The sequence below is a fragment of the Chryseobacterium culicis genome (assembly GCF_002979755.1).
Lineage (GTDB): Bacteria > Bacteroidota > Bacteroidia > Flavobacteriales > Weeksellaceae > Chryseobacterium > Chryseobacterium culicis_A.
The window spans coordinates 1630997-1644168 of record NZ_PCPP01000001.1; the positions used below are offsets into that span (position 1 = coordinate 1630997).

Genomic DNA, 13172 nt, shown 5'->3' on the forward strand with positions numbered 1-13172 from the left:
GGGTTAAAATTTGAGTGAAACAATACATCCAAATGTTTTAAATGACGGAAGGTTGAAAAAATCCAATCCTCTCCCATTATCCATATCATAAAAATTCTGATTAGGATCTGCGCCTTTATTGGCTTGCCAAAGCATTAGATTATTCACGTAAAAAGTCAGCTTAAGATTCTGATTTCCATAGTTAATCGGAAAATTGGAAGACAGGGAAATATTGTTGATTCTTATGTAGTCTGCCTTTTGAATATAGTTTTCCGCTACTCCCAGATAGCCATATCTCGACCATCTGTTTTCATGAACATTCCGGCTGGGATCATAGAAATCAACAGGAATCTGGTTGATACTTCCATTGGCATCTACACCCTGGAAAACATAATTTTTAACATTTCTTTGGTCTCCGGAATCGGAAGAACGTCCATAATAATCAAGAACAGCCTGTGTTCCGTTCCAGAGCTGACCGCCTTTTTTCCACTCCCAATTGATATCTAAGGATAGATTTTTATAGGTAAAACTATGATTGAATTTCATTACAAAATCCGGTGTAGGATCTGCAATAATTTTCATTCCATTGGCTTTTTTGGGGAATCCAAACTCATCAATAATCAGTTGTCCAGCTGCATTTCTCTCAAAATAACTTCCCATCACTGCACCCAAAGTCTGGCCTTCTGACAATGTCTTATAAATGTCTTTAAATCCTGAAACAGCCAGATTCTGATATCCGGGAGCAATGCGGTCTACAATGTCTTTATATTTGAAAAATGAAACTTTATGGTTGGTATAAATATGATAGCCAAGACGCAATCGGTTGTAGGCAAAATTGAATTCATATCCGCTGTACGTATGGTCTGCAATATTTTTTAGCTTCAACTGATTATTTTCAAAAACAGGAAACAGATCGTCTGTATTTTTTCTGTTGAAATATTCTCCATCCAAACTTATATGATAACCAATGTTCAGGTTGGCTCCTACTTTCCATTCTTTGGAATTGATGTTGGATAATCCTTTGAAACTTTCCACTTCCTGTACCGGGAAGTATTGATTATAGTTTTCTGCATTCAGCAAAGTTGTGGCATAAGATGCGTAAGATCTTGTTATTTCCGGTTCTGAGCTTAATTGAGTATAACTTCCAAGTAACTTAAAATTATAATTATACCAATCGAAAATATCATTAAATTTTAAATAGAAATTCGCTTTTGGCAGCCAATAATTATTTTTAAGGGAGGTATTGGAAATATAAAATGCATTCCCAAGATTAAAACCTGCTTCAAAATCATAATCGCGAATCTCCATATTATAATTAAAAATATGATCCTGTGAAGTTCTCTGATAGAGAGATCGCTGATTGATAAAACTGTTATAAATATCAGATTTTCTATCATTTAAAATAAAATTCAGGCTGAAAATATTTTTAAAATCATAATCTCCCAATGTATAGGAACCTAATATATTGGAATGGTACGCACTGCTGTTCTGAGTTCTTTCATTCAATACTCCATTGCTAAAACCATACGCAGAAGGTTTGTACTGATCAAGATTCCAGATGGTATTTTTTTCGTAGGACTGGCTGATATTCACTTTGAAATGATCCCAGTTTTTTATTACATTAAGACTAAACCATCTTTCACGGTTCTGATAACGGTATTTGCTGTCCTGCTCAAAAAGAAATGAAGGGTTGTCTGCATATTGGCTGTAGCTTCTCTGAGAGCCATTGTTCAGAAAAGTATTCTGTTCATTGGAAAAGGAAACCGGTGTTAGCAGTGAATTCTGATAAGCCTTATTGAACAGCCCAATTCTATTGGTATTGGTTGCTTTATCTTCTTCATAATTAAAAGCAAGATTGATCGTATATCCTCCTAATTCTGTATTCAGTTTTGCTTTAAAGCTATTCGCGATATCAAACTGATCAATAAAATACATTTGATTTTTCTGCTGCCCCAGATTCAGGGAAAGCCGGATTTTTTCGTTGTTCCCTTCTTGTATAAAAGCATTTACGTTCAACTGATTGTTGTATCCTACTGTAGTTTTAAAAATGTCGTTATTATATTTCCGTGCATGCTGAAGACCATCAACCCAGGGGATTAATTTTCCGTTCTGATCATATTCATAAGGCAATCCATTAAATCCCAATGTAGAAATATCGGGTCCGAAACTGAACATCTCATGGGTTTCAGGTCCCTTCCAGACAAGGTTTCCATTTTCTGATCTTCCCTGAACATATCTGCTCTGTGTTAGCGGAACCGCATTTCTGTTTTTAATATCAAAAGAGGTCGTAAAGCTCCCATTAAACATTAACATTCTATTATCTAGCCTTTTAACAATATAAACACTGTCATTCTTTTGCTTCAATTTTCTTATCAGATTAAAATAAGAGTGTGATTTTTTACTTAATCGAGCCTTTGTTTTTTCAATACTAAAATCATCTTTAATTTCCTTTGAAACCAAAGTATCATAGGCTTTGCTGTAAATATTTTCTACATTTTTCTTTTCTGTCTGACTTTCCAGAATAGCTCTTAATTCTCTGAGTTCATAGGTAGAAATAACGTGAATGTTTTTACCCTGATTCCACACTAAAGTATCATAAGGTTTAGCAGCAATGATTGCAAATCCTTCCTCATCAGTCAGTTCATAAATGCCACTGTTTTTATTATGAATCTTTAAAAAGTTCTGTACTTTATCTTTAGATGTTAAAAATTTTCCGGAATAATACAATTGTGAGTTTTGTGCCTGTAATAAGCTAATGGTAAACGGCAATAACAGCAAATAATTCTTTTTCATCGGTAATTAGTATGTATAAAAGTATAAAAAAAGAAATTTCCGGGGAAATTTCTTTTTTCCTGACAGTTAATTTTTAATGACCTTAAACGTTTCCCATTGGTCATTGGTATGAATACGTACAAGATAAATTCCTTGAGGATAAGAAGTTAAATCAATTGTATTTTTCCCTTCCAGCAATTTTTCTTTTCTCATAATAATTTTCCCCGCAAGATCATAAAGAAATAATTCATTAATTTCTTTTCTCGTCTTTATCTGTAATAAACCTTTTGTAGGATTTGGAAATATAACAGTTTTACTATCCGTCTGACTGTCAATTTCTGTCTGCATTTTTTTATTGATATTATCATTTGAAATTCCTTTGCTGCATTCTGGCAAAACGGCTCTTTGAAGGATTAATCTTAATAATAAATCATTCAGTTTTTCAACTTCATAAGAATCAATAGTAGGTTTTATATGGCTGTTTCCTATTCCACTGTCATCTGTAAGGAATGTATAGGTACCATTTGTAAGTAAAGCAAATGTCCGCATCAGGTATTCCGTTTGTTTATCTGTATCACTAGCAGCCAGTGGAATAATTGTAATACCTTTTTTTGCTGCAACCTTTATTTTACTATAAAGTTCCTTTATATTCTGTTCTGAATGATGTGGTGGCGCATCCAGAATTAAAAACATAATTTTGGTTGAATTTTCATTACTCCATTTCAACTCGTCAACAGAGACATTCAAAGCTTCCACAACTGCTTCCGGCGTATCTCCTCCTCCACCAGCGTTCTGTTTTTTGATAAAACTTACCAAATCTTCTGCCTTATCTGAAAAATCAAATTTCCGGGTTACATATTCATCTCCATTATCTCTGTAGAAAACGGATCCATACCTTACAGTTGTATTTTTAAGCTTTCCTTCAATCTTTTTCAGCACATCCAAAAGTTCAGACTGAAGATAAGAAATTTCATCCCCCATAGAACCTGTAGCATCCACTACGAAAGCAAGATCCAAAATACGTTTCTGCTGGCAAGGCTGATCCAGAATGATGAGGTTTTGTCCATTTTTAAAAGTTCTGAGATTACTACTGATTACCTGCCCGGTATGATCCGACAAATAATATTTCTCTGAATCCGAGTTTTCATTTGTCATTGGTGATATCCATAATTCCACATTGCCCAGATTATCTGAAACGGCTTCCCAGATAATGTTTTTCTTATCATCCAATAGTTTTACTTTTTCTCCTATTACCGGTTTCCTGTCTTTATTGACCAACTGGACTGAAACTCTTTTATCGGGAAAGAACTTCCATGTATTTTTATACTGATCAAGAGTAGGCATTGCAATATCTTTCCAATAATCCCATTTAGAAAAATCATTAACTTCTCCTGCTGTCAGCTGACCAGCTTTTGGGAGTATTTTTTCGGGCTCTTCAGGTTCTTTTACTTTTTTCTCCGCACTGTCTGAAGAAACTTTTTTGAGTTTTTCTATTTCTGCTTTAGATAGTCCTTTTGTTGTGATCACAACAACTCCGTTACTAGCTTTACTTCCATACAGAGCCGTAGCTTCCAGCCCTTTCAGTACTTTTAATTCTTTTATTTTTTTAGGATCCAGAGTATTTAAAAATTCAGACGCTCTATCCATTACAATTCCGTCAATAATATACAACGGGGTTACAGATTTTTCATCTATACTTTTTGCTCCCCTGATTAATATTTCATCACGCTTTTTAATTCCGGTTGACACTTCTAACCCGGCAACTCTTCCAGCTAGTGAAGAAACGGTAGCCGGAGCATGCACAGGAGTTTTGTCTGTAGAAGCAATCATAACTGTTGAGGAAGCGGTAACAGATTTATAACTCTTTTTAATCCCATATGCGGTTACAACAATTTCTTCAATCTGTTTTGTTTTCAAGGTGTCCTTGTATATTTTGGGTAAGGATGTTTCTATTTTACCAGGAACTTCTACTTGTGATATACCATGAGTAGCTCGTAATATATAGGGATCTACAGGTTTAACAGGTGTAGACTGGTGAGCAATAGGACTTGGTAAAGACAACTCTTCTTTTCTGATGTTATCCTTTATTGTCCGATCTATTTTTGCAATATCCGTTTGGGTAATTGGACCTCTTGAAGTTGTATTTTCTACAATTACAGGTTTTAAAGGTTCTGCAGTTTCTTTTTTATTCATAAAATAAAGGGCACCTAAACCAATCACCAGACTGGCAGCAATACCATACGGCAGCCAAAGAGGAATCATTCTCTTTTTCTCTTCTTTTTTATCTAATTTTTCTTCAATCTTATCCCAGACTTTTTCAAAACCAGGAAAAACGGTTGGTTCTTCAGAAAGCTTAGAAGCTTCATTGAATTGTTGATCTATATGATTATTTTCCATTGTTGTAAAAGCTTAAATGTTTTGATTCACTAAAAGTTCCTGCAGCTTTTTTCGTGCAAAATTGAGCTGGGATTTTGATGTACCCTCGCTGATGGAAAGCATCGTTGCAATTTCCTTATGAGGATATCCTTCAATAGCGAAAAGATTAAAGATGGCTCTGCAGCCTTCCGGGAGAAAATTCAGTAAACTGAGAATATCTTTTTCCAGAGAAAGGTTTTCTGTAGTTCCTTCGGAATGATCAATAAAGTTTTCTTCCAGGGAAATAAAGAGTCCTTTATTGGTTCTTAATTTCTGCAGGCATTCGTTTACTGTTATTTTTCTTGCCCATGCTTCAAAGGTTTCGGGGTTCTGAAGCTGAGTAATTTTCGTGAAAATTTTATAGAACGTATCAGCCAATACTTCTTCTATATCTTCATCGTTTTTCAAATAGCGTCTGCAGACTGCGTAAAGCCTGCCCGCCATTTTCTCGTAGACCTTCCGCTGGGCATTGCGGTCGCTACGCTGGCATTCCAATAATAATTCTTGTTCCATAGTCAGGAGTTATACTATTATAGATGCATAAACTTTTGTAGGGGTTGGAAACATGGTCAATTTTTTTATTAAAATATCGAAAAAGCAAATTTTCCGATCAGCCATTTGATATTTTTTTCATTTCAAATTTAACTTTTCCATCTGTAACAAATCTCTATTATCAACGACTATTAATACAAATAATCTTTTTATAGTAATGAAAAATGCCAAAATTGCATCATTACTTTTTGTTTTGTCTGCAGGAAGTATGATGTTTGCCCAAGATGACTTGATCAACAAGTTAAAAAACAACCAATCGCAAAATGCTAATTTTCAGTTCACAACGTTAAAAGACGTTGGCGCGACTTCTGTAAAAAACCAGGGTTCATCAGGAACTTGCTGGAGCTACTCCGGAAATTCTTTCCTTGAATCTGAAATGCAGAGAATGGGCAAAAAACCTGTAGATCTTGCCGAAATCTTTACCGCAAGAAATTCTTACCATGATAAAGCAAAATTATATGTTTTAAATAATGGAGCCATCAGCTGGGGTGACGGAGGAGAGCTTCACGATGTCATTAACATGTACAAGAAGTACGGAGCAGTTCCTCAGGATGCATATACAGGATTAAAATCGGGACAGACTACCAACAACTTCAAGGAAATGCAAGGGAAACTGAAGCCGGTTCTTGACAGCCTTGTTCAAGCTTCTTCAAAAGGGAAACTGACCGATAACTGGATGGATTCTGTAGATGCAATTCTTGATGAATATTTAGGAAAAGTACCTGCTAACTTTACGTATGAAGGGAAAAACTATACTCCTAAAACATTTGCTAAGGAAGTCGTAGGAATCAACCCTGAAGATTATGTAGAATTATCTTCTTACAAAGATTATGCATATTATGAGAAATTTGTAGTTCCAATTCCTGATAACTGGAGCCATGATTCTGACTGGAATATTCCGATGAAAGATCTTACAGCGATCATTGACAATGCAGTAACTAAAGGATATTCTGTAGGTTGGGCAACTGACGTTTCCGAGCCTTATTTCTCTTACAAAAACGGGGTAGCTTACGTTCCGGACATGGATCTTGATCAGATCACTGCAGAGAATAAGCAGACTTTGTTCACAGAGCCTAAAAAAGATAAAACCATCACTGAAGACATGCGTCAGAAAGCCCTTAACAATCTTTCTACAACGGATGACCATGGTATGCACATTGTAGGTTTGGCAAAAGACCAGACGGGGAAAGAATATTATATGGTGAAAAACTCATGGGGTGTAACCAATGATTTTGCCGGATATCTTTATGTAACAAGACCTTATGTTGAATATAAATCAACAGCAATTCTTGTTCACAAAAATGCCATCCCAAAAAACATTTTAAAGCAACTGAAACCAACGAAGAATATTGGTTTGTAAGAAAAGAAATCATTTCTGCCATTTTTAAACGGCAGTTTTAGATATTTAAATCTGTTAAAACCCGCTTCCGGAAATTCCGGAGCGGGTTTGTTTTTCCAAATACTTTCTTATAAATAATTTATTTCACATTTTAGTGCAAAGTATTATTTAATTTTCAAAAAATATTATATTTGTATAAATCAACAAACTAATCAATATGAAAAATCTAAAGAGATTAACAAAATCGACATTAAAGAACATCAATGGTGGGAATGCTCCACAGTGTGAAGCCGGACTTATTGCATGCCGTCACAAAGCTGAAGATGGCTATCCTGCTTATTGGACGTGTGAAGCTGCATCAACAGGATGTAGACTCTTATAAAACACCCATCAAAGCTTTTAGAAGCTGTTTTATAAAAAAACAAATAAAAACCCGATTTCAGAAATTCTGAAATCGGGTTCTTTAATAAATAGGTGAAAATTAAATATAAAATAAAGTGAATTATGCTGATTTAATACCAGACAGAATTGTCAATTCAGCTTCACAAGTAAATAAATTATGCTGTTAAAAAATTGACCGCGAAGCGAATTCACCATTCCTTATTGATATTAAAATAAAACGCCCATACTTTCTGCTGAGAAATCCAGAAGAGCTTCAGTGTTCCCTTCTTTGATCTTCTGTACCCATTGGTGATCCTGTAAAATGGCTCTTCCTACTGCAACAAGATCAAATTCTTCATTATCAAGTCTTCTGATCAGTTCTGTAAGATCTGTTTTTTCTGTTCCCTCGCCAGCAAATGCATTAAGGAAATCTCCGTTCAAGCCTACAGAACCTACTGTAATAGTTGGCTGTCCGGTAATTTTTTTAGCCCATCCTGCAAAGTTTAAATCAGAACCTTCAAATTCCGGTTCCCAAAAACGACGCTGTGAACAGTGGAAAATATCTACACCAGCTTCTTTTAATGGTAATAACCAGTCTTCCATTTCATTAGGAGTAAATGCCAGTCTGGTTTTATAATCCTGCTGTTTCCATTGTGAAAGACGGATAATAATGGTAAAATCCTCTCCTACTGCTGCTCTGATAGCTTTTACAACTTCTACAGCAAATCGGCTTCTCTCTTTTAGTGTTTTACCACCATACTCATCTGTTCTGGTATTGCTTACTTCCCAGAAAAACTGATCGATAAGATAACCATGTGCTCCATGAATTTCAATACAATCGAAACCAAGATCTTTTGCTGATTTTGCAGAAGCTGCAAACTGTGCAATGGTATCCTGAATATCTTCAATCGTCATTGTTGAAGCCTTTTCCATTTGAACTAACGGATAGTCTTCCGACATTCTTGTATCTCCTACATGCCAGATCTGAGGCCCCATTTTACCTCCATTCTGATGTACAGTATCGATTACATTTTTCCAGCCGTTTAAAGCTTCTGTTCCATAGAAATCCGGGATATTCTGTAGGTTTTTTGATCCAGGTCTGTTGATTACAGTTCCTTCAGAAAGAATTAATCCTACTTCTGAAGCAGCTCTCCTTCCGTAATAGTCTGCAATATTCTGAGTGGGAACTCCATTATCAGATTGTGCTCTGGTCATAGGAGCCATTACTATTCTATTTTTAAGCTGTAGATTCTTGTATTGAAACGGTTTAAATAATGATGATGTGCTCATATTTAAATTTATATTTTATAATTGTTACACAAAGTAACTAATAATAGTTCACTTTTGTATCTTTCATTAAAAAAATAGTGGTAACTTCGCAGTAACTTACATTAGTAACATTAAAGTAACGTATGAAACTTTGGTTTTATATGCTGTTTAAAATAAAAATCTCCTTATGAAAAAGAATGAATTAATGCAATACAGCTGCCCTCTGGGCAAGGCAATGGCCGCTTTGGGAAGCAAATGGAAGCCGATTATTGTTCTTGTTATTAAAGACAGGAAGTTACGTTTTGGAGAACTGGCAGTACGAATTAATGTCATTTCCAGAAAGGTATTGACTGATCAATTGAGGGAGATGGAAACGGATGGACTGGTTATCCGTGAAGAGTTTAAAGAACTTCCTCCAAGAGTGGAATATTCTCTTACAGAAAAGGGATTGGCTTTATTACCTATCCTATATTTACTGGAAGAGTGGGAAGCTAAATATCAGGTGAAAGGACAGCATGAAGATAAAGATTGTTCTTTTTTGAATGAAGATATAAAAAATAAAAAGGCTGTCAATGTTTGATAGCTTTTTTGCATTTATCCTTATACTCACTTTCAAAAAGGTAAGTATATAACGAAAAGGTAAGCATATAGGTTCAAAGCCATTTCTGATGCAAATTTGCAGAAAATATTTCACTATGAATTACAAAGAAATTGCAAAAGAAACCATTGGAAATCTATACAAAGCCCACAGCAGCATCCGAAAATCCGGTATTGATAAAAAACTGATCGCTTTGGTAGAACTTCGTGTCTCACAAATCAATGGCTGTGCCTATTGCTGCAGTTATCATGCTAAAGAATTATCTGATTTTGGCTTTGAGCAAGATACCATTAACAGGCTCCCGGGCTGGAAACACACGAATGCCTTTAATGATCAGCAAAAGCTTGTTTTAGAATGGGCAGAAGCTGTCATTGACAGTAAAGATGGCTGGCAAGATATCAAAGCAAAACTGACTGAGCAATTCACGGAAAGAGAAATTGTAGAATTGACAGCAAGTATAACGCTGATGAATACTTTGAATACACTAAGGATTACTTTGGCTGAGAAGGAATAAATATAAAATCTGAAATCAGATAACTATACAAAATACTAATTCTCACTCTTTTTTACCATTAACATATTGGCAAATGGAGTGATTTTTTTATTCTCTGTTATTTTCAATTTTGCTGCAGAGATTGCTTCCTCCCATTGCTTTTGACTTAAAAAATGGAATGCTCCGATATTAAAGCAAATAAAGTTCGTCATGTCTCTAAACTGTTCAGATATGATAATCAAGCCTCCTTTTTTCAGTATTCTTTTCGCTTCTTTGAAAAACAAAACTCTTTTCTGATGATCGAGAATCTCATGAAGTGCTGTGACTGCCAGAATAATGTCTTGTGATTCGTTTTCAAAAGGTAAAATATCAGGGGAAATTCTTATTTCTTTAGGATTAGGAGGAAACATTTTCTTTGAAACTTCAATTCCATTTTCATGTTCATGTCTGTTTCCATAAATATCACAAACAGTGAATTTTATATGATCATATTTCTCTTCCAGTTTTCTTGATAAAGGATCAAAGCTTGCATGAATTACAACTGCATTTTCAATTTTTCCCCAATCCAGAAACTCATTTAATCCCTTCAATTCATATAGATCAGAATTATCATAAAGAATATAAGATGCAGCAATTGAAGCTAATATGTTTAAAACAATAAGAATTCCAAAACTTCTTAATAATATGATCCATAAGGATGAATTAATCTGAAAAGACAATATAAAAAGAAATAATGAGATTAAAATTCCAAGTACTATTTTCTTATAATTGAACAGGATAACGAGTTGAGTTATTTTCATGTAAAAGTTTAAAAAGACATTCTCCTATCAAATCTACAAATTTTTGTGCTTACATCATAAACTAAAACCGCTTCCAAAAGGAAGCGGTTTTTAAATGTATCTAAAATCCCGATTAGAATATCGCAGGATATTTCTGAGGATTTGTTTCATTAAACATAGCGTAGATTTTCTCTACCATATCGTCTGTAGACGGCTTGCTGAAATAATCACCATCACTTGCATAGGCAGGTCTGTGATCATTGGCAGAGATCGTCAACGGATCTGAATCCAGGTATCTGAATGCTTTTTGTTTTTCAAGGATCTGCTGTAAGATAAATCCTGTAGTTCCTCCTTCCACATCTTCGTCAATCACTACTAATCTGTTGGTTTTCTTAACACTTTCAGCAATTTCGTGAGATAAATCGAAAGGAATTAATGACTGGATATCAATTACTTCTGCAGAAATTCCTAATTTTTCCAATTCGTTAGCTGCTTCAGTTACAATTCTCCATGTAGAACCGTACGTTACCAACGTAACGTCTTTTCCTTCTTTAGTTACTTCAATTTTCCCTACAGGCACAGTGAAATCACCTAAGTTATCAGGCTGTTTTTCTTTTAACCTGTATCCGTTCAGACATTCTACTATAATTGCAGGTTCGTCCGTCTGAAGCATTGTATTGTAGAATCCGGCAGCTTTAGTAAGGTTTCTAGGTACAAGAACTAAAATACCTTTTGAAAGGTTAAGAATACCCGCCATTGGAGAACCTGAATGCCAGATTCCTTCCAGTCTGTGACCTCTTGTTCTGATGATCAATGGAGCTTTCTGACCTCCTTTTGTTCTGTAATGTACGGTAGCAAGATCATCACTCATTCCCTGCAGACAGTAAAGAACATAGTCTAAGTACTGGATTTCTGCGATAGGTCTCAATCCTCTCATCGCCATACCAATCCCCTGTCCAAGAATCGTTGCTTCACGGATTCCTGTATCAGCGATACGTAAAGCACCGTATTTCTCCTGCATTCCTTCCAATCCCTGGTTTACGTCACCGATATTTCCGGTATCTTCTCCAAAAATTAAAGTTTCAGGATATTTTTCAAATATTTTATCAAAGTTGTTTCTGATTACGACTCTACCGTCTACATCTTCAGAACTGTCAGAATATACAGGCTTAATTTCCTGAATATTTTCTGCTTTCCACTCAGACTGAGAGTATAAGTGAGAAGAATAGTTGTCCTTTTCAACAGCAGCTACTTCATTGTATTTCTGCATCAGTTGATTTCTTTCTGCAGAGTCTGTCCCTCTTGTTGCCAGTAATGCTTTTCTTACCAAATGGAAGATATCTTTCTTAGCTTTTGAAACCAACTTATTGAAGTTAGCAATATATGTTTCCACTTCAGCATTCTGACCTTTAAGGTTTTCTACTAAAGGTAAGATAGACTGGATAAGTTCAGAAATCGCCTTCTGATAGTTTTCCCAAGCTGCCTTCTGTCCTGTTTTTGCTGCTTTCTTCGCTTCATCATCAATAGCCTCTAATTCTTCAGCTGTAGCAATCACCTCTTCTTTTCCATCAATATCGATAGAATAGTTCAGAATCCATTCTTTGAATTTTGCCAGACCGTCATATTCAGCTTCCCAAGCCAGACGCTCTTCGTTTTTATATCTTTCGTGAGATCCGGATGTAGAGTGTCCCTGAGGCTGCGTAACATCAATCACATGCACTACTACCGGTACACTTTCTGTTCTTGCGAAATGTTCTGCCTTAGCATAAGCATCTAATAATGCAGGATAATCCCATGCTTTCACCTGGATAATCTCACATCCCTGATTTTCGCCTTCTTTTCTTTGGAAACCACTTAGCATTTCACTGATATCAGCTTTTGCTCTCTGGTTTTTAGTAGGCACCGAAATTCCGTATCCGTCATCCCAGATTGAAACAATCATAGGAACCTGAAGAGCACATGCCGCGTTCAGCGTTTCCCAGAAGTGTCCTTCTGCTGTAGAGGCATCCCCAATAGTTCCGAAAGCAATTTCGTTACCTTCTCTTGAGAATTTTTCAGAACCTTCAAATTTTACGCTCTTATAAATTGTAGAAGCCTGAGCCAATCCCAATAATCTTGGCATTTGTCCGGCTGTAGGAGAAATATCGGAAGAAATATTTTTCTGAGCTGTTAAATCTTTCCAGCTACCATCTTCATTTAAACTTCTTGTTGCAAAATGCCCGTTCATCTGTCTTCCAGCTGAAGCAGGTTCTCTTTCCACGCTTGTATCTGCATACATCTGTGCAAAGAAACTTTCTACTGTTAAGGCATCTATTGCCAATGCAAAAGTCTGATCCCTGTAATATCCTGAACGGAAGTCTCCATTTCTGAAAACTTTCGCCATTGCAAGCTGAGGAAGTTCTTTTCCATCCCCAAAAATTCCAAATTTAGCTTTTCCCGTAAGAACTTCTCTCCTTCCGAGATAAGACATTTCACGAGAGATCCTTCCTAACCTGTAGTCTTCAAGTATTTGATTTTTAAAATCTTGAAAGGATATTTGCTGTGTTTCAATATAGGTTGTTTGCATAGCTAAGTAAAAAAGTTTTTTAATCTTCA

General features: G+C 35.6%; 10 protein-coding genes. 4 read left to right on the top strand and 6 right to left on the bottom strand.

What is annotated here, in order from left to right:
- Positions 1 to 3: 3 nt before the first annotated feature.
- The 3 genes from CQ022_RS07490 to CQ022_RS07500 form a co-directional block, all read right to left on the bottom strand.
- Positions 4 to 2772: a hypothetical protein gene (locus CQ022_RS07490; protein WP_105680820.1), complete on the bottom strand. Its 2769-nt coding sequence runs from the start codon at positions 2770 to 2772 to the stop codon at positions 4 to 6.
- A 66-nt stretch (positions 2773 to 2838) separates the two neighbouring features.
- Positions 2839 to 5148, bottom strand: coding sequence for a T9SS type A sorting domain-containing protein (locus CQ022_RS07495; protein WP_105680821.1), 2310 nt, complete (start codon positions 5146 to 5148; stop codon positions 2839 to 2841).
- Between the two features lie 12 nt (positions 5149 to 5160).
- The gene (locus CQ022_RS07500; RefSeq protein WP_105680822.1) at positions 5161 to 5679 is read right to left on the bottom strand and encodes an RNA polymerase sigma factor; all 519 of its coding nucleotides are present in this window, start codon (positions 5677 to 5679) and stop codon (positions 5161 to 5163) included.
- A 196-nt stretch (positions 5680 to 5875) separates the two neighbouring features.
- Here CQ022_RS07500 and CQ022_RS07505 point away from each other — a divergent pair, with 196 nt between their 5' ends.
- Both CQ022_RS07505 and CQ022_RS22940 read left to right on the top strand, forming a co-directional pair.
- On the top strand, positions 5876 to 7078 hold the full coding sequence (locus tag CQ022_RS07505; RefSeq protein ID WP_105680823.1) for an aminopeptidase C: 1203 nt from the start codon (positions 5876 to 5878) through the stop codon (positions 7076 to 7078).
- 196 nt (positions 7079 to 7274) lie between these two features.
- Positions 7275 to 7439 carry a bacteriocin-like protein gene (locus CQ022_RS22940; protein WP_165791596.1) on the top strand — a complete coding sequence of 55 codons (165 nt, stop codon included), beginning with the start codon at positions 7275 to 7277 and terminating at the stop codon, positions 7437 to 7439.
- A 227-nt stretch (positions 7440 to 7666) separates the two neighbouring features.
- Here CQ022_RS22940 and CQ022_RS07510 read toward each other — a convergent pair whose 3' ends face one another.
- Entirely contained in the window at positions 7667 to 8728 is a 1062-nt protein-coding gene (locus CQ022_RS07510) for an NADH:flavin oxidoreductase (RefSeq protein ID WP_105680824.1), read from the bottom strand.
- A 166-nt stretch (positions 8729 to 8894) separates the two neighbouring features.
- Between CQ022_RS07510 and CQ022_RS07515 the strand changes: the two genes are divergently transcribed.
- Both CQ022_RS07515 and CQ022_RS07520 read left to right on the top strand, forming a co-directional pair.
- Complete coding sequence (locus CQ022_RS07515; protein WP_079242396.1) at positions 8895 to 9287, top strand: winged helix-turn-helix transcriptional regulator; 393 nt, start codon at positions 8895 to 8897, stop codon at positions 9285 to 9287.
- A 115-nt stretch (positions 9288 to 9402) separates the two neighbouring features.
- Positions 9403 to 9819 carry a carboxymuconolactone decarboxylase family protein gene (locus CQ022_RS07520; RefSeq protein ID WP_105680825.1) on the top strand — a complete coding sequence of 139 codons (417 nt, stop codon included), beginning with the start codon at positions 9403 to 9405 and terminating at the stop codon, positions 9817 to 9819.
- Positions 9820 to 9854: 35 nt separating this feature from the next.
- Here the strand turns inward: CQ022_RS07520 and CQ022_RS07525 are convergent, their stop codons facing one another.
- Both CQ022_RS07525 and CQ022_RS07530 read right to left on the bottom strand, forming a co-directional pair.
- On the bottom strand, positions 9855 to 10598 hold the full coding sequence (locus tag CQ022_RS07525; RefSeq protein ID WP_105680826.1) for a methyltransferase domain-containing protein: 744 nt from the start codon (positions 10596 to 10598) through the stop codon (positions 9855 to 9857).
- A gap of 112 nt (positions 10599 to 10710) precedes the next feature.
- A complete protein-coding gene (locus tag CQ022_RS07530; RefSeq protein ID WP_105680827.1) occupies positions 10711 to 13143 on the bottom strand; it encodes a thiamine pyrophosphate-dependent enzyme in 2433 nt (810 codons plus the stop codon).
- Between the last annotated feature and the right edge of the window lie 29 nt (positions 13144 to 13172).

Bases quoted from the DNA above. Each gene is read 5' to 3' on its own strand.
- CQ022_RS07495 (WP_105680821.1), bottom strand. From the start codon at position 5,148: ATGGAAAATAATCATATAGATCAACAATTCAATGAAGCTTCTAAGCTT.
- CQ022_RS07530 (WP_105680827.1), bottom strand. From the start codon at position 13,143: ATGCAAACAACCTATATTGAAACACAGCAAATATCCTTTCAAGATTTT.
- CQ022_RS07500 (WP_105680822.1), bottom strand. From the start codon at position 5,679: ATGGAACAAGAATTATTATTGGAATGCCAGCGTAGCGACCGCAATGCC.
- CQ022_RS07525 (WP_105680826.1), bottom strand. From the start codon at position 10,598: ATGAAAATAACTCAACTCGTTATCCTGTTCAATTATAAGAAAATAGTA.
- CQ022_RS07490 (WP_105680820.1), bottom strand. From the start codon at position 2,772: ATGAAAAAGAATTATTTGCTGTTATTGCCGTTTACCATTAGCTTATTA.
- CQ022_RS22940 (WP_165791596.1), top strand. From the start codon at position 7,275: ATGAAAAATCTAAAGAGATTAACAAAATCGACATTAAAGAACATCAAT.
- CQ022_RS07515 (WP_079242396.1), top strand. From the start codon at position 8,895: ATGAAAAAGAATGAATTAATGCAATACAGCTGCCCTCTGGGCAAGGCA.
- CQ022_RS07505 (WP_105680823.1), top strand. From the start codon at position 5,876: ATGAAAAATGCCAAAATTGCATCATTACTTTTTGTTTTGTCTGCAGGA.
- CQ022_RS07510 (WP_105680824.1), bottom strand. From the start codon at position 8,728: ATGAGCACATCATCATTATTTAAACCGTTTCAATACAAGAATCTACAG.
- CQ022_RS07520 (WP_105680825.1), top strand. From the start codon at position 9,403: ATGAATTACAAAGAAATTGCAAAAGAAACCATTGGAAATCTATACAAA.